The sequence below is a fragment of the Bradyrhizobium sp. UFLA05-109 genome, assembly GCF_054185165.1.
In genome coordinates, this window is the sequence record NZ_JBBIAR010000001.1 from 241210 (window position 1) to 259974 (window position 18765).

Consider the following 18765-nt stretch of genomic DNA (forward strand, 5'->3'; position numbering starts at 1 on the left):
CATGCCCGTTCCTCCGCTTCGCCTCGGCGTCAATGTCGACCATGTCGCGACCCTGCGTAACGCGCGGGGCGGCCGCAATCCCGATCCGGTGCGCGCTGCCTTGCTGGCGATCGAGGCCGGCGCCGACGGCATCACCGCACACTTGCGCGAAGACCGTCGGCATATCCGCGACGAGGACATGGCGCGGCTCAAGGCGGAAATCTCGAAACCTCTGAACTTCGAGATGGCGGCGACCGACGACATGATGCGCATCTCGCTTGCCACCAAGCCGCATGCGGTATGCCTGGTGCCTGAGCGCCGTCAGGAGGTGACGACCGAAGGCGGGCTCGACGTGGTCGGACAGCACAATGCGCTGGCGCCCTTCATCGCGAGGCTGAACGACGCCGGCATTCGCGTGTCGCTGTTCATCGCCGCCGACCCCCAGCAGATCGAGATGGCGGCGCGGTTGCGCGCGCCGGTCATCGAGATCCACACCGGTGCCTGGTGCGACGCCGTGGTCGACGGACACACCGACAAGGCCGAGGCCGAATGGCAGCGCATCGTGGCCGGTGCCAAGCTGGCGCGCGCCGCAGGCCTCGAGGTCCACGCCGGCCACGGGCTCGATTATGCGACGGCGGAGAAGATCGCAGGCCTCCCCGAGATCGTCGAGTTGAACATTGGCTACTACATGATAGGCGAGGCACTGTTCGTCGGCCTTGCCGAAACCGTCCGCAGCATGCGCGCCGCGATGGATCGCGGTCGGAGCAAGGTATGATCATCGGCATCGGCTCCGACCTCATCGACATCACCCGCGTCGCCAGCGTGATCGAGCGCCATGGCGAGCGTTTTCTCGACCGCATCTTCACCGAGGCCGAACGTGCCAAGGCGGAGCGCCGCGCCAAGAACGAGAAGATGGTGGTCGCGACCTATGCCAAGCGGTTCGCGGCCAAGGAGGCCTGCTCCAAGGCGCTTGGGACCGGCATCCGGCTAGGCGTCTGGTGGCGCGACATGGGGGTGGTCAACCTGCCAGGGGGACGGCCGACCATGCAACTGACCGGCGGGGCGCTGGCCCGGCTGAAGGCGCTGACGCCGGAGGGCTTCGAGGCGCGGATCGACCTGTCGATCACCGACGACTGGCCGCTCGCCCAGGCCTTCGTCATCATTTCGGCCATACCGCTGGCGAAAACTTGATCTGCCGGCGCGCAAATTAAAAGAATATAACAAATACAATATCTTATACTTTGTTGATACGGCCCTTGATTGCGTGGCTGGCGACAACCGTCTAAAAGTTCGCCGGCGCAAACTCAGCCGGGGGCGAATTCGGCTTTACGCCGGAATTGGTCCTTACTATCAGAATCAGGACAATCTCCTTACGCCGCAAAGCGACGGGGCCATGCGCGGGAACGGGCGTTCCGTGACCGCGGGGCCGGAATTGGGAAAGCAATGAGCGTGACTTCAGGAACCAAATCTGAGAGCGGCCTCGGCGAAACCGTCCGGGTCGTCATCCATGCTCTCCTGATCGCGCTGGTGATCCGCACCTTCCTGTTCCAGCCGTTCAACATTCCCTCCGGCTCGATGAAGGCGACGCTGCTCGTCGGCGACTACCTGTTCGTGTCGAAATATTCCTACGGCTATAGCCACTACTCGATCCCATTCTCGCCGCCGCTGTTCTCGGGACGCATCTTTGGCTCGGACCCGAACCGCGGCGACATCGTCGTTTTCCGTCTGCCGAAGGACGACACCACCGACTACATCAAGCGCGTGATCGGGCTGCCCGGCGACCGCGTCCAGATGAAGGAAGGGCTGCTCTACATCAACGACGTGCCGGTGCAGCGCGAACGCTTGAGCGATTTCGTCGGCGAAGACCCCTGCGGCTCGTCGGACGCCACGGCGCGGGTGAAGCGCTGGAAGGAGACGCTACCGAACGGCGTCACCTATGAGACGCTCGACTGCGTCGACAACGGCTTCTACGACAACACCAACGTCTACACGGTGCCGGCCGGCCACTTCTTCATGATGGGCGACAACCGCGACAACTCGACCGACAGCCGCGTGCAGTCGGCGGTGGGCTATGTGCCGCAGGAGAACTTGATCGGCCGTGCCCAGATGATCTTCTTCTCCATCGCCGAAGGCGAGCACGCCTGGATGTTCTGGCGCTGGCCCTGGGCGGTGCGCTGGAACCGAATGTTCAAAATCGTCCGATGAAAGACGAAGCCAAGGACATCGCAATCCAACCGATCGAGGCCGCTGCGAGCCCTGACGCCGAAGCCGCTCCCAAAGCTCCCGCAAAGAAGAAGCGGGCGAGGAGCGGCAAGGCCAAGGGCGCGAACGCGGCGCTCGAGGCGCGCATCGGGCACAATTTCGCCGATCCGAACTTGCTGATCCAGGCGATCACGCATGTCTCCGCCCTCAAGTCTGGGCGCAAGCGTGGCGACAGCTACCAGCGGCTGGAATTTCTGGGCGACCACGTGCTCGGGCTCGTCGTCTCCGACATGCTCTATCACGCCTTCCCGAGCGCGGATGAAGGCGAGCTGTCGAAGAGGCTCGCCGAACTCGTGCGCAAGGAAAGCTGCGCTGACGTTGCGAAGTTGCTGGGCCTCGTCGAGGACATCAAGCTCGGCAGCGTCGGCCCCGCCGCCGACGCCCGCTTGCGCAAATCCGTGCTCGGCGACATCTGCGAAGCCGTGATCGGCGCCATCTATCTCGATGGCGGGCATGGCGCCGCGGCCGAGTTCGTCAAACGCAACTGGACCGAGCGCATGCACAAGCCGCGACGGCCGCTGCGCGACCCCAAGACCGTGCTCCAGGAATGGGCGCAGGGGAAGGGCTTGCCGACGCCGGTCTATCGCGAGGTCGAGCGCACCGGGCCGCATCACGATCCGCAGTTCCGCGTCGCCGTGGATCTGCCGGGGCTGGCATCGGCGGAAGGCATCGGCGGCAGCAAGCGCGCGGCGGAGAAGGTCGCGGCCTCAGTCATGATCGAGCGCGAAGGCGTTGGCGGCGGCAATGATGGCTGAAACGAGCGAAGCGGCGACGCCGCCCGCCACACGCTGCGGCTTCGTGGCGCTGATCGGCGCCCCCAATGTGGGCAAGTCGACCCTGGTCAATGCGCTGGTCGGCGCCAAGGTCACAATCGTCTCGCGCAAGGTGCAGACCACGCGGGCGCTGATCCGCGGCATCGTCATCGAGGATAATGCACAGGTGATCCTGGTCGACACGCCCGGCATCTTCTTGCCGAAGCGGCGGCTCGATCGGGCCATGGTGTCGACCGCCTGGAGCGGCGCACATGATGCCGATCTCGTCTGCGTGCTGCTCGACGCCAAGGCGGGCCTGGACGAGGAGGCCGAGGCGATCCTCGCCAAGGTCGCAAGCGTCGCTCACGAGAAGATCCTGGTGCTGAACAAGGTCGATCTGGTCCAGCGCGAGAAGCTCCTTGCGCTGGCGCAGGCCGCAAACGAGCGCATTCGCTTTGCAAAGACCTTCATGATCTCGGCGCTGTCGGGCGATGGCGTCGACGACATCCGCCACGCGCTTGCCGAGATGGTGCCGGCAGGTCCGTTCCTCTACCCCGACGACCAGATGTCGGACGCGCCGATGCGACAGCTCGCGGCCGAGATCACGCGGGAAAAGATCTATCAGAAGCTGCACCAGGAATTGCCCTACCAGTCCACGGTCGAGACCGACAAATGGGAGGAGCGCAAGGACAAGTCGGTGCGCATCGAGCAGACGATCTTCGTCGAGCGCGAGAGCCAGCGCAAGATCGTGCTCGGCAAGGGCGGCGCTGCCATCAAGTCGATCGGCGCGGAATCGCGAAAAGAGCTCATCGATATTCTCGGCGTGCCCGTGCATCTCTTCCTGTTCGTCAAAGTGCGCGAGAACTGGGGCGACGATCCCGACCGCTATCGGGAAATGGGCCTGGAATTCCCCAAAGAATGAACAAGAAGAAGATCGGTTGGTGATGAGCGTGCCCCGCAACGTCCTGCGCTTCGAAGTGCTGCTCTACGCATCGCTGATGCTGGATGCGCTGTCGGTTGCATTCCAGGACCGCACGCCGAACCCCGACATGACGGACCAGATGATCACGACGGCGACGCTGATCGCTGGCGGGATGATCCTGCTCCTGGTCTATTTCGTCTGGCTGGCCGCGCAAAAGCGCAAGAACTGGCCGCGCTGGGTGCTGGCGGCCGCCCTCGTGCTGTCGGTGATCTCGCTTGCGCAGATCATCGGCGAGAAGGGCGTCGAGCTCGACAGCGGCATCGAGATCGTGTCCTGCGTGCTGACGACGATCGGCTTGTATTTCTCGTTCACTGGCGACGCGCAGGGCTGGTTCAACGCGTGAGCTCTCGCGCGATGCCGTAGGGCGGGCAAAGGCGCGCAGCGCCGTGCCCCCCACCTTGCTTGACCGAGACAGAAGTGGTGGGCACGCTTCGCTTTGCCCACCCTACGTAAGCATGAATGCGCTAGACTTCATCCCATGGAATGGACCGACGACGGCATCGTGCTGGGGGTGCGGCGGCATGGCGAGACGAGCGCCATCGTCGAGCTCCTGACGCGCGCGCGCGGGCGGCATCTCGGGCTCGTGCGCGGCGGCGCCAGTTCGCGGATGCGGCCGCTGCTCCAGCCCGGAAACAGCGTGCGCGCGGTGTGGCGGGCGCGGCTGGACGAGCATCTCGGCACCTACGCGATCGAAGGCCTGCGGTTGCGGGCTGCGGGGCTGCTTGCGTCCTCGCACAGCGTCTATGGCGTCACGCATCTGGCCTCGCTCGCGCGGCTGTTGCCCGAGCGCGATCCGCATGAGGAGATCTTTGCACAGCTCGAACACGCGCTCGATGACTTCGATGATATCGGCGTGGCCGCCGTGCACATCATCCATTTCGAGCTCGCGATGCTCGCCGAACTCGGCTTCGGCCTCGCGCTGGAGAATTGCGCGGTGACCGGCGAGACCACGGACCTGATCTACGTCTCGCCGAAATCCGGCGGCGCGGTGTCACGCTCCGCCGGCGAGCCATGGCGCGACCGGCTGTTGCGCCTGCCGCCGTTCCTGCGGCAGGGCGAGGTGGCGAGCGAGCTCGCGGACCAGGACCTCCAGGATGGCTTTCGGCTCACCGGCCTGTTCCTGCTCCGCCACGTGTTGGAGCCGCGCGGGCAAGGCCATTCGGACGCCAGAAGCGGCTTCCTCAATGCGTTGGCGCGGCAGCAGGCGAGGGCGATTGCCTCGCCATGAGTGGTATGCGGCTCTGCATTGCCGGATCTGGCGGTCCGCCATGGAACCAAATCGGGTTAACTGAGTTGACGTGTTGGTTCCACGGGGGGACAATCCCAAAATGATCAGAGGATTTGTGGTATCCGCCGCGCTGCTTGCGCTGGCACCGGACGCAGTGGCTGGTGAGCAGCCCGGCCTGTTTCACCGCGCTTCCTGCACCGTCGTGCGGTATTATGTTGCGAAATATTCGGCAGCCGCCGCAGAGACATGGGCGCGATCCCACGGCGCGACGGACGCGGAAATCGAGGCCGCGCGGCGTTGTCTGGCCAATGCGCCGGCGCCTGCACAGGCGAAGAGCCAGGCCGTGACCGCGGGCTGGGCCGGGCAGTAATTCACCGACGGGAATCAATAGATCGGGCTTCTTGATCCGGCTGCCGGTGCGGCGACGTAAAGGCGGGAAGGCGGGGCTTTGAGTCGATCGGCCGCGATTTGCAACCTGAATAGCGGCGCCAGTCTGACCCGAATCGGCCTGCAAATCCTTTTTCTGTGAGGAGGTTAGCCCGCCAAATCGAGCGCTTTGATTCGCGGCTTGCCCGATTCAGCATCTCGGTTTAACGCCTCCCCATGGGAAAACGACAGGTACCGCCGGAAGAGCCGGCTGAAATCCACGAGGTGCCGCTGCGCGATGCGCTCGAAGAGCGCTATCTCGCCTATGCACTCTCCACCATCATGCACCGCGCGTTGCCGGATGCGCGCGACGGCCTGAAGCCGGTACACAGGCGCATCCTCTATGGCATGCGCCTGCTCCGGCTCGACCCGGGCTCCGGCTTCAAGAAATCGGCCAAGATCGTCGGTGACGTGATGGGCTCGTTCCATCCGCATGGCGACCAGGCGATTTACGACGCCATGGTGCGCCTCGCGCAGGATTTCTCCTCGCGCTATCCGCTGGTCGACGGCCAGGGCAATTTCGGCAATATCGACGGCGATAACCCGGCCGCCTACCGCTACACCGAAGCGCGCATGACCGACGTCGCGCGGCTTCTGCTCGATGGCATCGACGAGGACGGTGTCGAATTCCGTGCCAATTACGATGGCCAGTCCAAGGAGCCGGTGGTTCTGCCCGGCGGCTTCCCCAACCTGCTTGCCAACGGCGCGCAGGGCATCGCTGTCGGCATGGCGACCTCGATCCCGCCGCACAATGCGGCCGAGCTTTGCGACGCGGCGCTACACCTGATCGAGAAGCCGGACGCGAAATCCAAGTCGCTCCTGAAGTGGGTGAAGGGCCCGGACTTCCCGACCGGCGGCATCATCGTCGACTCCAAGCAGGCGATTGCGGAAGCCTACACCACCGGCCGTGGCTCTTTCCGCGTCCGCTCCAAATGGGAGCAGGAGGAGGGCGCCCGCGGTACCTGGGTCGTCGTCGTCACGGAGATCCCGTGGCTGGTGCAGAAGTCGCGGCTGGTCGAAAAGATTTCCGAGCTTCTGGACCAGAAGAAGCTGCCGCTCGTCGGCGAAGTCCGTGACGAATCTGCCGAAGACGTCCGTCTCGTGATCGAGCCGAAGTCGAAGAACGTCGATCCCGCCTTGATGATGGAATCGCTGTTCCGGCTGACCGAGCTCGAAAGCAAGATTCCGTTGAACCTCAACGTGCTGATCAAGGGCCGCATCCCCAAGGTGGTCGGTCTTGCCGAAGTCTTGCGGGAATGGCTCGATCATCTGCGCGATGTGCTGATCCGCCGTTCCAACTTCCGCAAGACCCAGATCGAGCACCGGCTGGAGGTCCTTGGCGGCCATTTGATCGCCTATCTGAACCTCGACAAGGTGATCAAGATCATCCGCACCGAGGACGAGCCGAAGCCGGCCTTAATCAAGGCGTTCAAGCTCACTGAAGTCCAGGCCGAGGCCATCCTCAACATGCGTTTGCGCAACTTGCGCAGGCTCGAGGAAATGGAGATCCGCAATGAAGACAGGGATCTGCGCAAAGAGCTGAAGGGTATCGAAGGCCTGCTCGCCTCGGAGGCCGAGCAGTGGAAGAAGGTCGGCGAGCAGGTCGGCAAGGTCCGCGACATGTTCGGACCCAAGACGCCGCTCGGCAAGCGCCGCACCACCTTTGCGGACGCGCCCGAGCACGATCTTGCAGCGATCGAGGAAGCCTTCGTCGAGCGCGAGCCGGTGACCGTCGTCGTCTCGGACAAGGGCTGGATCCGGACGATGAAGGGCCATGTCGAGGATTTGTCGGGGCTTGCGTTCAAGCAGGACGACAAGCTCGGCTTTGCCTTCTTCGCCGAAACGACCTCAAAGCTCCTCCTGTTCGCAACCAACGGCAAGTTCTACGCGCTGGACGTTGCGAAGCTGCCGGGCGGCCGCGGCCACGGCGAGCCGATCCGCCTGTTCATCGACCTCGAGCAGGAGGCCGCACCCGTCGCGTTGTTCGTCAACAAGGGTGGGCGCAAATTCCTGGTCGCAAGCCACGAAGGCCAGGGTTTCGTCGTCAACGAGGACGACTGCGTCGGCACCACGAAGAAGGGCAAGCAGGTCCTCAACGTCGATATGCCGAACGAGGCGCGCGCGATCACGGAAGTGCTCGGCGACACCGTCGCGGTCATCGGCGAGAACCGCAAGATGCTGATCTTCCCGCTCGATCAGGTGCCGGAAATGGCCCGCGGCCGTGGCGTACGCTTGCAGAAGTTCAAGGATGGCGGGCTCTCCGACATTGCCGTGTTCGACGCCAAGGCGGGCCTGACCTGGAAGGATTCCGCCGGCCGCGAATTCAGCGCGACCATGAGGGAACTCGCCGAGTGGCAGGGCACCCGCGCCGATGCCGGCCGGCTGCCGCCGAAGGGCTTCCCGAAGTCGAACAAGTTCGGGCGCGTGATCGGGTAGGGGCACGGCAGAGCTATTGCCTCGCATACCGCTGTGATCGCCCGCGTAAGCGGGCGATCTGGTCTTGCAGAGGCGGTGGCGGGGTACGGCCGCAGCGCTCCCAGATCGAAAACTCGAAAACAACCCCATGCAAAGTAACGCGGTGGCCGGCAGGTTGCTGCGGGTACCGGACGGATTTGGCGCGTCGGGCAAGTCAGCTGGATAGGCCGTCAGGCGCTAACCGTCGACAAAGGCTTTCCATTTGGCGAACTGTGACTGTCGCAGGGTCTTCCTTTCGTCGTCGAGTTCGGAAGCGTGGTTGGCCGCAGCAGCCATGGCGGTCGCGGCGCGATTGTAGCCGTCGGCCGTAGACTGGAAGGGAAACACGAACTGACCGTTCGTGACCTTGTAGACCCCGAACTCGCGGATCAGAAGCGCCACACATTTATCGAAAGCACTGTAATAGTCCGCCCGCGAGACGAGCGCCTTGGAGGTGAGCGCGGTCCATGCCGCATGCTGCTCGTCGATCAGCGACATGAACCCGGAGAGCCGCTCGTCCCCGACGCTCAGCGAGCGCGCGTCGTTCTCGATCCGGTCACGCGTGGTCTTGATCATCTCGGCGTAACGAGTCGCGAGGCCTGTGGCATTGCTTTCCGCGGCCTTGAGATCGCGGTGCAGCCCCTCAAGGTCAGCGCGACTGGATGCACCGAGATCGCTGAGCTTTGGCAGCGGTTTCGGCTCGACCTCGGTCAACAACTTCTGCGTGGCGGCATCGATCTCCATCGCGTCGCTGTTTGCGAGCGCAAGCAGCTTGAGCCGCTTGTTGGAAGGGTGCAGCTTGATGACCTGATCAAGCTGGTCGGCATCGGTCACGTCCCGCAAGGCGGCGCGGGTCTCCTCGGCGGAAACGACGGCCTGATACTTCGACAGATCGCCGGCGTAATACATGGCGACGAAGCAAGCGATCAGGAGCACGGACAGGAGCACGAGAACGATGACGGGTCGTCGACGCGGCCTGGCGTTCTGATCCGGAAACGATTCCACGACGCAGATTCCCCCTCGAAGCACCTTAGCGTCTTTCACCGGGGCCGAGGAGTCCCGACGAGACGTAAGGCTACGCCGATGCATTGACGGGCAGATCGCACGCGGCGACGTCCTGCTCACGCGACGACCACCAGCGCGCCACAGCCCGAGCGACCTCGTCCCACAATGGCGTCGGCAGATCCGGTACGGCGATCCTGACCACATAGCGATCGCTGGTCGTGTCGTGGAACCACTCCGTCGCACCGAAGTCAAAGCCGAAGCTTCCCGCGTGGCGAAGCGGCAATCCGGCCCTGCTCAGGTCGCCCGACAGATCCACGGCGATCCGCCGGACCTGTTGCTCGTTCATGCTGCGCTTCGGTGCCAGCGTTACGTAGAGCCCATGGGCGAAATGCAGCTCTGCCGATGAGCCGGGAAGCGCCGCTGCAAAACAGCGGGCCGTTCGCCGGCTATTCCGAAGGATGGCCGCAACGCGCCGGTCGGTCAGCCGACGGTAGGCTTCCGTCCCGACATAGGGCGGAAAATGTGCGGGCAGGGCTGCGCCGCCGAACAGCCGTACGGCATCACGCATTTCAGTCCTCAGATCGGCGAGCAATTGCCGGCCCTTCGCGCTCATGCGGTCGTCGGGGTCCACGAATGCCGCAGAGCCGAGCCGGCCATACTCCAGGCCGAGGGAATCGAGCTTGGTGTGGCTGCGCACGAGGACTGCGGGAATGTGCCGGCGGCGGGCCCAGCCCAGCACACGGCGGATGCGTCCCGAGCCGATCGAGAAGCAGGTCGTGTCGAAGATGATGAGATCGAGCCCGCTCGCATCGCAGCGCAGCGTCGCTTCGAAGTCGGCAGCCGGCGCACAGGAGTCGAAGAGAAGAATTTTCGGCCGTTCCGCGCGCAGCGCGAGTTCACCGGGCGGCCGGTTCAGCGCCACGAGGCGCAGATGCCGGGCATGACGCTCGATCAGCTCGATGGTCTCGCCATAGGAGCCGGGCAGGACCAGGATGTCCGCATTCGGGATCAGACGCGCCGAGCCCAGCAGCAGCGCCGCTATCGCTGCCATGCCTGACGACGTGTAGATGGTCCTCGATATCGCGGCGTCCTCGACGTCGTAGAACGGAGGACCGCGGACTTCGAGATCGGCGCGCTGGTAATCGTAGCTGAACTCGAACGGACCGGCCCGCAGCCGCCCCCAATGTGCCCAGTCGGTTTCCGTGCGCGCCCAGTCGTGCAGGGCGTGTTCGGCCTTCAGCGCCGCGGCAAGGCGGAATTTCTGTTCGATCACCTCAACGACCGCAACCGGCTTTCGCAGCGCCAAAGGCTTCGCAAGGCAACCATTCAACAATGCAAGTTCTTCGTGCTTCCGGTCGAGATATGCAGCAAGTGTTTCCATGGCGCGCCTTCGATGACGCCTATCAACGTTTCCGGTGGAGATCGGGTCCTAAAGCGCGATGAGATTGGGAATGCATCGTCATCGTGCTTTGGGTTGTTGTTTGAGCATGATCTCCGCGCAAACGCGTTCCGCGTTTGTCGCGAGGGAAAACCGTTCCACACTTTGCGCTGGCGCGGCCCTTCGGATCCGGATCATGCTGTGGGGCGGCGGAAGCAGTGTGCATCCAACCAAAGCAATGGTGCCGGTGACAGGTCGAAGCTGATACTGTGCCGCGGGAAAGGCTCTTGCCCGGCACAGGAAAGAGGGGGTGTTCGGATGATGCCAGACAACGTCGCCCTGTTCGCCACGATCATCCTGCTGCTTCCGATGTTTTATCTGCTGCTGGCGGCGCCGGCCTTTCTGCTGGTGAAGCTGGACGTCCGACCTGTCGCGCTGCTATTGCGCGCCATGTTCAACGGTTACTTCCTGACATTGGCCGTCGCCGGTGCCGTAGGCACGCTTGCCGTTGCCGTGGAGGGCCGCCCGGTCCTCGCCTTGGGCGTCGGCGTGATCACGGCTCTTGCCGTGCCCTCGCGCCGCTGGTTCTTGCGGCAGATGGACGCCCGGATCAGTGACGGAGACGCCGGCGACACGGAGGCCGCGCGCCGGCTCCGGCGACTGCATTGGGGTGGCATGCTGGGCAATGCGATCCAGCTTGCCGTCGTCGTGGCCTGCATTCCCTATATCGCCAGCGTGCCGACATGATCGGGTCTGGCGCACAGCACGTGCGCCTCTGCGTGCATCGTCGCTGCTCTTCGGACCCCGCCATCTCGGTGCCCTACGACGCAAACGCCACAAGCGTAGCCGATTAAATCTGTTGGCATGACACAACCAAGGCTAAGTCTGCTTTGCCCCGTTAGCGACTCAGCTGCGCGGCGGCGCAATATGGTCGCGAAGGGCCAATAGGCGACATTGACAAACCGCTCTTAATCGGCAAAGCGCGAAACCGCGCGCATCGCGCTCTTAAGGAGCGTTGCTCCACGCCGTTGGCGGTGCTGCCGTCGAACCTGTTGTTAATCGCAAACTCTAATGTCGATAGCAGGCAAGTGGCCACAGCGGTCCCTCTCGAATTCATTACGCTTTTCCACTCACCTTCTGGGCAGAGAACGGGCTGCGGCTAACCTGGCGTTCGCGAATCATCAAGACCAGCATGCGTTTGCCGGGGCCGCGCCGACCAGCGACCCTCTCACGGTCGATTGCGTGATCAGATTACAACCCTGCCAATCATGCCGGCCAGAAGAAATGGAGCGAGGCGATTTGCAGACAGCGAACGTGCTGCTTTTACTACGCCTGTAACTCGAATATCGACTAGAGTCATTGACCTGTAAGACGCGAGAGCAACGATCGCTGATGCCCGCGGCGAACAAGCTCGACGTAGTTCGCAAGCTGCTCTAACGCACTTCCACACGGCAGCGCATTTCTTCGCTGGTCACGAACATAGCGCGGCCGCGCAAATGTCCTCGAAACGAGAGGAAGCAGATTCAATGGATGGACAACAGATGAGTGGCGGAAAGTTTCCAATGAAAGCTTCTGTTCTAAGCTTCCGAGCCGCCGTGGTCATGGTCGTGGCGGGCATGATTTGGGGTATCGTGATGGCCATCACCGAAGATCATTCCACGTTTCCGGCCCATGCACACCTCAACCTGCTCGGCTGGGTGTCGCTATTTCTGTTCGGCATCTACTATCATCTGCATCCGGCAATCGACCGAGAACACTTGGCCTCCTTGCAAGCCTGGATCTGGATCGCGGCAACAACTTTTCTTACCGCCGGCGTCGGCTTGGTGCATTTCGGATACACAATAGGCAAACCAATTGCCGCGCTAGGTTCGCTAGTTATTCTCGGCGACATGCTTCTATTTGCATGGATCGTTTATCGACCGGGGCAAAAAGGATTGCCGGTTCAGCCGTCAACCGTTGCGGCTGAATAGGGACCTCCGGTGAAGCCTTTCTAATGCTTTCTGCAGCCTCACTGAGCGGCGAAGCACCCGAGAACTTTCGGCCAGCGTAAGGTAGCTACACTCAAGAGTGGCAAGCTGACTTCGAGACGCGTAGTCTCGCTCTTGGTCCTTTAGCTCTCTGCAGCGCTTAGCTAGCTTGAGATATTCTCGGGGTCTTTTCATGCCCGCCAACAAAAGGCCGCGAGCAAAGTTCCTATGCAACTTAGAACACTCCGTAATTCTACTTTGGACGCTGCATCCCCCGCGCATAGGAACAGATGGGCGCCCCCAAAAACTTCCGGAACCTAGGCGGGTGCCGACAGCAATGTCTCTTGAGAAAAATGCGAAGAAAACCGCTGCAAGCACGCCGACAACGAGCAGCGGCTGATCGCGTAGCGTCGCAAAGAAGACCTTGAAATCGACCAGGAAGCCGGCGGTGCGGCGGCCGAGTCAGGGATGCGAGGACTGCGCGCAGCCGTTGCAGGATGACGCGCGGGCGCTGCCGAGCGTCTCGTCCATGAGGCGGCGGACAGTGTGCGCGCAGCGGCCGCACTGCGCGCTGCAGCCGAGACAGCCATAGACCCGGCTGGTCGACCGCGTCCGCTCTGCCTCGACGGCGGAACGGACGTCCTGATCGCTCAGCACATTGCACGAACAGACAATCATGGCGTGGTTCTCGCCGGCGAACGCCGTTCCCCGCTGTGCCTGGCGACCGCAAGAGGCGTCGTGCGGAAACTGATGGCCAGCCGATTGTACGCATTCATCAGGCCAATCGCGATTGTCAGGTCGGCGAGTTGCTTCTCGTTGAAAACAGCCGCAGCCGCTTCGAAAACCTCGTCCGAAACACCACGGTCTCCGAGGTGGGTCACTGCCTCTGCCCAAGCCAGCGCTGCCTTTTCCTGCTCGTCGAACACATTGCCGGCCTCACGCCAGGCGGCTACCAGAACGAGGTGTTCGACAGATAACCCGGCCTTGAGAAGATCCTGCGAATGAAAGTCGATACAGAAGGCACATCCGTTGATCTGGGACACGCGGAGACACGCGAGGTTGATAAGCCGTGCGGGCAGTCCCGACTGATAAACGTATCCGTGTACTGTGCCGAGTGCCTTCGCTCCAGCCGGCGAGGCTGCGTTGTAATCCATCCGCTGTGACATTGTTGAATTCCTTCTGTTAGCCTGTTTCTGTTGCTGTTCATGCTGGCACCTTCGTCAGGAACGAAAGTGCCAGTTGTTCAACAGCAAGCGGCTAGTAGTCCCAGTTGACCGGCATACAGCGAAACACGTCGCCGTCGGCCTTCACATGGCAAACGCATGGGAACGACAGGTGAGTGGCCAGCAGCAGTTCGCCGGTCTCCGCCATCTCCTGCAAAAGCCGGACCCGGACGCGGGCCGCCTCCTGGGGGTCGTGCTCGAAGCCGTTGTGCACGTCGGGGTGGTCGAACCCGACCTGGAACACGGCGTCGCCGGCGAACGTCAGCCGCTCGCCGCCGGAGCTGAGGCGGACCACACAGTGGCCGGGGGTGTGGCCACCAGTGCGCTGGGCGACTACGCCCGGCGCGATTTCGGCCCGGTCCTCGAACGTCCGCAGAAAACTGCGGTATTCGCGCAGGAACTTCTGCGCGGTCGATTCGAGCACCTCCGGGAAACCTTCCGGCATGGAGACGAGGGAGAAATCGGGCTTCGCCCAGAACTTGACCTCGGCGGCGGCCACGTGGATCCGCAAGTCCGGACGTAGCTGCTCCTTCACCCCGTCAACGAGCAGCCCGCCGACGTGGTCCATGTGCAAGTGGGTCAGCACCACGTCGGTCAGGTCCGCAAGATCGATGCCGGCGGCCTCCAGTCGATGGGTCAACTGCCCGGCCTTCGGCAGGTTCGAGTTCACCCCCGCACCGGTGTCGACCAGGATGGTCCGGCCGCCGCTCCGCACCACGACGACGTTCAGCGGCCAATCGAGCATTTCTCGCGGCAAGAGCAAGTTGTTCAGCACGGCGGCTCGGGCGGCTGGGTCGGCAGTGGCTACCAATACCGTAGTTGGCAGCGACAGCACCCCATCGCTGATCACCAACACGTCGATGTCGCCGACCTTCAGCGCGTAGCGCGACGGGACCAGCTCGTCGTGCATCGGTCTGCCAAGGCGCGGGGTGGGTGAGGTATAGTCTAGGCTCATGTGTGTCTCCTTTCTCATGTGGATCTTGGCACCGTGATGGTCTACCGGATGGGAGGTGCGGCTGCTCCAGAGTGATTGGCGTGCCTGTAGAGCAATTGCTGCTAACGCATGCGCCGTCGCCAACCGCTCGGGGTCTCGGCGGTCAGCTTCCTGAATGCCGCAGCGAAGGCGGTCTGCGAGGAATAACCAAGCGCGGCTGCGATCGACACGATCGAGTCGTCGGTGTCGCGCAGCATGTTCATGGCCTGCTCGAGCCGGCGCTGGCGCAGCCAAGCTTGCGGCGACAGCCCGGTGCTTTTCTTGAAGGCGCGGCAGAAGTGGAAGCGCGACAGGCCTGCATCGGACGCCAGCGCCGCGAGCGACACGTCCGCATCGCTGTCCGAACGCAGGCGTTCGATGGCGCGGTGCAGGACCCTTGGCGACAATCCACCAAAGACCGGCTGGATCGTGACAGGCGAACCTGCGTGGGCAACCAGCAAACGCGTGGCCAGAAGGTCCGTCAGTTGGTGCCTGAACAGCGCATCCAGAGCCGCGCTGCCTTCAAGGGCATCGGCCGCACTCAAGAGCAATCGGGATGTAACGGGGTCGGGATACGCCGTTCGCTCCACGATATCGCCAGGAGCGGCCACGTCGGCTTCGTGGGCAACGCGCTGGAGCGTTGCGTGCGGCAGGTAGAGCTGAACGACATTCAGAGGCTGGTAAATGTCCCATCGTGAGCTCGAACCGGCGGGAATGGCTGTCACAGTCCCGGGACGCGTCATTCCACTCACAAATTCTTTCCCGTTACGGCGCTCGAACCGCACCGACCCGGCGGGGAACATCATGATGACATGATCGTCCATAGGCTTGACGACGTCGTGCAGGGGATCATGCTTCCAAAGTGTGATCGCGCCGCAAGACGCTGACGCCATGCGAACGGGCTTCGTCTTTAGTACGCGCGTCATTTCCGCATTGGGACACTCGCCGATCGACAGCTGGGAAGTGTCTGGATTCTGCGAAATATCTCGCAAGCGAAGTTCGCTCATGGACCTGTTCTCGCCGTGGAGAAGGTCTGCCTTTAGCCGTTCGGAGCTGCGGCTGCGCCAGAGCGATTGCCGTACCTGTAGAGCGATTGCTCCTCAGGCTCTGCCAATCGCTCGGGTTTCGCGGGTTCCGGCGGATAGTGCGACGGCACCTCCGCTTGTGTGAATCGCGACGCATTGCGCTGCGGCGCGGACTTGGTCGCCATAGGAGCAAAGCGGACGTGTCACCAGTCACATGACGCCGCCGAGTTTATAGGTACACGGCCTAGTCCGCTTCACCGCGCGGAGCGAACCTTACCGAGACGCGCCGCCATTTCGCTGATGGGCCAAAGCCGGACTCGTGTTGCCCTCACTTCTTCGCTCTCAGCCCGAGTACCAATCGGCGGATGCTTTGGCCCAGGGACTGGATGTTGTGACCCGCAAAGGCGCAGAGAAGCACCAGCCAAGTCGCAAGTGCGGCGCACCACAAAAGAGCTTCCAGCATCTCAGGCATGGCAATTAGTGCTAGAGGTCGCGGGAATTATCGGGAAATCCCCTTTCGTGACCTTGGCGTCGTCAATGAGGGCGCCACATGCAGTCACGATATCCAAATAGAAGCAGCCTCGACGTACGAAAGCGTTTTCGGATGCCTCACGACAGCACGGGCGGGAACGATGATGACTTCGCCAAAAGTCGCATGGTCGTTCAATGAGAACGACGGGATGACATTGACCTCGTTGCCGGCGGAGAAATCGCTCACGCCTTCACCTACGGCATCGACGATGCCGCAGCCTCATAGCCCAGACCCGCTGGAGATTTGACGGGCTTCGACGTAGTCGTCGATCCGTCACATGGCTTCGGCGCAGTTGATGCCGATTGGCTTAACTTTGACGCGGACCTGATTTGGACTAGGGGGCGGCTCTTGGGCCTCGATGTACTCCAGGACTTCAGGCCCTCCGACCTGTACAAATCTAATCGTGCGTGACATGTCAGTCTCCGTTTACGCGTTTCCGGTGTGGCTATTGGGGAAATGGCGCTAGGCTGCCCGCAGCAGTCTTGCGCCAGGGTTGCCTCGTGACGAGGTCAAGCTTTTGAAATGTGACGGCCCGCGAGCCAACCATAAGTGATGATCGGGCCCAACGTCCCGCCGGCGCCCCAGTAGGCCTCTGCCGAGGCAGAAGAGACGCAGTTACCCACACCGTAAAGACCGGGAATCACCTGCCCTCGAGCATCGATCACACGCCCGAAAGTATCCGTCCTCGGCCCCCCCTTCGTATCTAAGGTGCCGGCTCCCAGTATCGTGGCATAGTATGGACCGCTCTCTGCTAGAGGGTACATGGTGTTCTTGGCGGACGCGGTCCGTTCAGAAGCCTTGGGGTCCATAGCGACAGCATGGAACGCATGGTCAATCGGGGCGCTCCCCCTGCCGAAGTCCTCGTCGAGACCGGTCGTCGCGAACTGGTTAAATCGTTCGATTGATTTTTTGGCCTGCTCGACGAAGTCTTTTGCGAGAGTATGTCTACCGATCTGCGGCCGCAATTTCTCCAAGCGATTAGCGAGGGCAGCGGCAATGCCTTCAATTGTGGGAGCGACCATAATCTCGGACCATCGTGGATCGCCGAGCGCGGGAATGAAATGGCCATATCCAATACCTGCGCAAAGATCGGTCGTCCGCTGGTCCCAAATCGGAAACTGAATCAGATCCGCGTACTCCCTTTGCCGCTGGTCCCATCGGAACATGGCTCGTGCAACCTCATGGTACGAACCCTTTTCGTTTACCGCCCGATGCCCATACTTGTTGAGATAAAGCATGCTGTCGCCTTGGGGCGAGAAGATTGACATCGTCTTAGGATCAGGGTTCTTCTTGAGCATCGCTTCAAGAGGGATCGGGCAATACCAGGCAAAATTCATATTCCGCAACGGGAGGCCCATTGACTCCGCGATGTTGTGGAAGTCGCCTTCGTTGGTCAAGGCCGCGCAGCCGCCCAGGGCAGGTCCATGCAGAAAGTTGCGTCGTCGGGTTGCGTCGTGAGTGAACCCACCCGATGCAAAGACAACACCACGGCGCGCGTGGATCGCCCTGCGACCGCGCGCGGTCGCGACCGAGACACCTGTGACCCTGCCCTCGCTGTCAATGATCACGTCCTCAACTCTGTGATCGGTCAAGATGTGTACACCCAGCCTGCCGCTCGCGCCTGCCAGTTGCTCGATCATAGAGGAGCCAGAACCGGGCTCGCCGTCGGACGTGATCGGCGCGAACGTACGGCTAAGCCCCGTCGTGTCCTCCGGTAAAATCGTGCTGTAATCTGGGAAGCCCTCGGCGTGCTGCACCTTGAGTCCCCCGATTTCGTCCATGAATGCGAACGCGTCTCTACCGTTGTCGTAGAAGGCTTCCAGAAGGTCGAACTCGTTCGGATCGAGTCCAAGGGTCGGGTGTGTCGGATCGTAGTGAGCCGGTCGAGACGTCCGCGCCAAGTACCGTAGGGCATCGGCCTTCAGATCTTTGATCCCGGCCGAACGTTGATAGCTGTTGTCGCAGATCCAGATGTACCCGTGCGACTTCGCGGTAGTCCCTCCGATACTGCTACCCTTCTCGAGAACCAGAACGCTGACGCCTGAATGGGCGGCGGTGACGGCAGTAGACAAACCTGCTGCTCCCGAACCAACCACGACAACGTCAATAGACTGGTCCCACGCGTGCTCACGAGTCTCTAGCAATGTAAGTCTCCCTTGGTCGCCAGATAGTGATAAGAGGTCGCTGAGATGTGCTAAGTGTCACCACGAATGGAGATTGAGCCTTACGAATGCCGTGCCCGATATTTCTTCAAAATCGATAAGACCGAGGACGGGGAATGGCGGTAGAAGGTGCCAGCGTGAGAGGCATGCCCGATCTCTTGCTCTTGCCGGACGAAGGGCGCATGTCCCCGTCCTCACAAAACCGAGCATCACAGGAGCGCATGTCGATACAGTTTCAGATCGCTGCTTCTTGGTTACCCTTGCAATGTTCGGGCTCGGCGGCAGTCGGGTCGCACCGCAGCTCTAATTGAAGCATGAAAAGCCAGCAAAGGTCTGCTCTGGGTCATGTGTGGACGACGCCCGCGTTGCAAGAAGAATCTGGCGTTCGGCTTGCGGTCGGGTGCAAGTCATGTGTCC

The 18765-nt window shown here is 62.3% G+C and carries 19 protein-coding genes; 11 read left to right on the forward strand and 8 right to left on the reverse strand.

Annotated elements, in window-relative coordinates; all coding sequences use genetic code 11:
- The first annotated feature begins 1 nt into the window (after nucleotide 1).
- The 9 genes from Q3C01_RS01205 (at nucleotide 2) to parC (ending at nucleotide 8065) form a co-directional block, all read left to right on the forward strand.
- Nucleotides 2-754 (forward strand): pyridoxine 5'-phosphate synthase, encoded by a 753-nt coding sequence (locus tag Q3C01_RS01205; RefSeq protein WP_458143176.1) that lies wholly within the window; start codon nucleotides 2-4, stop codon nucleotides 752-754.
- Nucleotides 751-1170, forward strand: coding sequence for a holo-ACP synthase (gene acpS, locus Q3C01_RS01210; protein ID WP_458143178.1), 420 nt, complete (start codon nucleotides 751-753; stop codon nucleotides 1168-1170). Before Q3C01_RS01205 ends, acpS begins: the two co-directional genes overlap by 4 nt.
- Before the next feature lie 252 nt (nucleotides 1171-1422).
- Nucleotides 1423-2184 (forward strand): signal peptidase I, encoded by a 762-nt coding sequence (lepB, locus tag Q3C01_RS01215; RefSeq protein ID WP_458143179.1) that lies wholly within the window; start codon nucleotides 1423-1425, stop codon nucleotides 2182-2184.
- Entirely contained in the window at nucleotides 2181-2996 is an 816-nt protein-coding gene (gene rnc, locus Q3C01_RS01220) for a ribonuclease III (protein WP_458143180.1), read from the forward strand. The genes lepB and rnc overlap by 4 nt, the downstream gene beginning before the upstream one ends.
- Complete coding sequence (gene era, locus Q3C01_RS01225) at nucleotides 2986-3915, forward strand: GTPase Era (RefSeq protein WP_458143182.1); 930 nt, start codon at nucleotides 2986-2988, stop codon at nucleotides 3913-3915. The genes rnc and era overlap by 11 nt, the downstream gene beginning before the upstream one ends.
- Nucleotides 3916-3937: 22 nt before the next feature.
- Nucleotides 3938-4318, forward strand: a complete 381-nt coding sequence (locus tag Q3C01_RS01230; protein WP_458143183.1) for a hypothetical protein — start codon at nucleotides 3938-3940, stop codon at nucleotides 4316-4318.
- Nucleotides 4319-4453: 135 nt separating this feature from the next.
- Nucleotides 4454-5203 (forward strand): DNA repair protein RecO, encoded by a 750-nt coding sequence (gene recO / locus Q3C01_RS01235; protein WP_458143184.1) that lies wholly within the window; start codon nucleotides 4454-4456, stop codon nucleotides 5201-5203.
- A 100-nt stretch (nucleotides 5204-5303) separates the two neighbouring features.
- Nucleotides 5304-5573: a hypothetical protein gene (locus Q3C01_RS01240; protein WP_458143186.1), complete on the forward strand. Its 270-nt coding sequence runs from the start codon at nucleotides 5304-5306 to the stop codon at nucleotides 5571-5573.
- 233 nt (nucleotides 5574-5806) lie between these two features.
- A complete protein-coding gene (parC, locus tag Q3C01_RS01245) occupies nucleotides 5807-8065 on the forward strand; it encodes a DNA topoisomerase IV subunit A (RefSeq protein ID WP_458143188.1) in 2259 nt (752 codons plus the stop codon).
- A 216-nt stretch (nucleotides 8066-8281) separates the two neighbouring features.
- Here the strand turns inward: parC and Q3C01_RS01250 are convergent, their stop codons facing one another.
- Together Q3C01_RS01250 and Q3C01_RS01255 are read right to left on the reverse strand one after the other, a co-directional pair.
- The gene (locus tag Q3C01_RS01250) at nucleotides 8282-9088 is read right to left on the reverse strand and encodes a hypothetical protein (RefSeq protein WP_458143189.1); all 807 of its coding nucleotides are present in this window, start codon (nucleotides 9086-9088) and stop codon (nucleotides 8282-8284) included.
- A gap of 70 nt (nucleotides 9089-9158) precedes the next feature.
- On the reverse strand, nucleotides 9159-10469 hold the full coding sequence (locus tag Q3C01_RS01255) for a hypothetical protein (protein ID WP_458143190.1): 1311 nt from the start codon (nucleotides 10467-10469) through the stop codon (nucleotides 9159-9161).
- 318 nt (nucleotides 10470-10787) lie between these two features.
- Here Q3C01_RS01255 and Q3C01_RS01260 point away from each other — a divergent pair, with 318 nt between their 5' ends.
- Nucleotides 10788-11213: a hypothetical protein gene (locus Q3C01_RS01260; protein ID WP_458143213.1), complete on the forward strand. Its 426-nt coding sequence runs from the start codon at nucleotides 10788-10790 to the stop codon at nucleotides 11211-11213.
- A 779-nt stretch (nucleotides 11214-11992) separates the two neighbouring features.
- Nucleotides 11993-12436: a hypothetical protein gene (locus Q3C01_RS01265; protein WP_458143192.1), complete on the forward strand. Its 444-nt coding sequence runs from the start codon at nucleotides 11993-11995 to the stop codon at nucleotides 12434-12436.
- A gap of 459 nt (nucleotides 12437-12895) precedes the next feature.
- On the opposite strand, the gene Q3C01_RS01270 is transcribed toward Q3C01_RS01265, so the two are convergent.
- The 6 genes from Q3C01_RS01270 to Q3C01_RS01295 form a co-directional block, all read right to left on the reverse strand.
- Entirely contained in the window at nucleotides 12896-13111 is a 216-nt protein-coding gene (locus Q3C01_RS01270) for a (2Fe-2S)-binding protein (RefSeq protein ID WP_458143193.1), read from the reverse strand.
- Nucleotides 13108-13599: a carboxymuconolactone decarboxylase family protein gene (locus Q3C01_RS01275; protein ID WP_458143194.1), complete on the reverse strand. Its 492-nt coding sequence runs from the start codon at nucleotides 13597-13599 to the stop codon at nucleotides 13108-13110. The genes Q3C01_RS01270 and Q3C01_RS01275 overlap by 4 nt, the downstream gene beginning before the upstream one ends.
- A gap of 91 nt (nucleotides 13600-13690) precedes the next feature.
- Nucleotides 13691-14629 (reverse strand): MBL fold metallo-hydrolase, encoded by a 939-nt coding sequence (locus tag Q3C01_RS01280; protein WP_458143195.1) that lies wholly within the window; start codon nucleotides 14627-14629, stop codon nucleotides 13691-13693.
- A gap of 83 nt (nucleotides 14630-14712) precedes the next feature.
- Nucleotides 14713-15636: a helix-turn-helix domain-containing protein gene (locus tag Q3C01_RS01285; protein ID WP_458143197.1), complete on the reverse strand. Its 924-nt coding sequence runs from the start codon at nucleotides 15634-15636 to the stop codon at nucleotides 14713-14715.
- 574 nt (nucleotides 15637-16210) lie between these two features.
- A complete protein-coding gene (locus tag Q3C01_RS01290; RefSeq protein WP_458143199.1) occupies nucleotides 16211-16372 on the reverse strand; it encodes a hypothetical protein in 162 nt (53 codons plus the stop codon).
- 323 nt (nucleotides 16373-16695) lie between these two features.
- On the reverse strand, nucleotides 16696-18282 hold the full coding sequence (locus Q3C01_RS01295; protein ID WP_458143215.1) for an FAD-dependent oxidoreductase: 1587 nt from the start codon (nucleotides 18280-18282) through the stop codon (nucleotides 16696-16698).
- Nucleotides 18283-18765: the final 483 nt, after the last annotated feature.

Coding starts and splice junctions, on each gene's coding strand:
- Q3C01_RS01255 (WP_458143190.1), bottom strand. CDS start 10,469: ATGGAAACACTTGCTGCATATCTCGACCGGAAGCACGAAGAACTTGCA.
- Q3C01_RS01275 (WP_458143194.1), bottom strand. CDS start 13,599: ATGTCACAGCGGATGGATTACAACGCAGCCTCGCCGGCTGGAGCGAAG.
- Q3C01_RS01230 (WP_458143183.1), top strand. CDS start 3,938: ATGAGCGTGCCCCGCAACGTCCTGCGCTTCGAAGTGCTGCTCTACGCA.
- recO (WP_458143184.1), top strand. CDS start 4,454: ATGGAATGGACCGACGACGGCATCGTGCTGGGGGTGCGGCGGCATGGC.
- acpS (WP_458143178.1), top strand. CDS start 751: ATGATCATCGGCATCGGCTCCGACCTCATCGACATCACCCGCGTCGCC.
- Q3C01_RS01260 (WP_458143213.1), top strand. CDS start 10,788: ATGCCAGACAACGTCGCCCTGTTCGCCACGATCATCCTGCTGCTTCCG.
- lepB (WP_458143179.1), top strand. CDS start 1,423: ATGAGCGTGACTTCAGGAACCAAATCTGAGAGCGGCCTCGGCGAAACC.
- Q3C01_RS01285 (WP_458143197.1), bottom strand. CDS start 15,636: ATGAGCGAACTTCGCTTGCGAGATATTTCGCAGAATCCAGACACTTCC.
- Q3C01_RS01270 (WP_458143193.1), bottom strand. CDS start 13,111: ATGATTGTCTGTTCGTGCAATGTGCTGAGCGATCAGGACGTCCGTTCC.
- Q3C01_RS01265 (WP_458143192.1), top strand. CDS start 11,993: ATGGATGGACAACAGATGAGTGGCGGAAAGTTTCCAATGAAAGCTTCT.
- era (WP_458143182.1), top strand. CDS start 2,986: ATGATGGCTGAAACGAGCGAAGCGGCGACGCCGCCCGCCACACGCTGC.
- parC (WP_458143188.1), top strand. CDS start 5,807: ATGGGAAAACGACAGGTACCGCCGGAAGAGCCGGCTGAAATCCACGAG.
- rnc (WP_458143180.1), top strand. CDS start 2,181: ATGAAAGACGAAGCCAAGGACATCGCAATCCAACCGATCGAGGCCGCT.
- Q3C01_RS01280 (WP_458143195.1), bottom strand. CDS start 14,629: ATGAGAAAGGAGACACACATGAGCCTAGACTATACCTCACCCACCCCG.
- Q3C01_RS01205 (WP_458143176.1), top strand. CDS start 2: ATGCCCGTTCCTCCGCTTCGCCTCGGCGTCAATGTCGACCATGTCGCG.
- Q3C01_RS01240 (WP_458143186.1), top strand. CDS start 5,304: ATGATCAGAGGATTTGTGGTATCCGCCGCGCTGCTTGCGCTGGCACCG.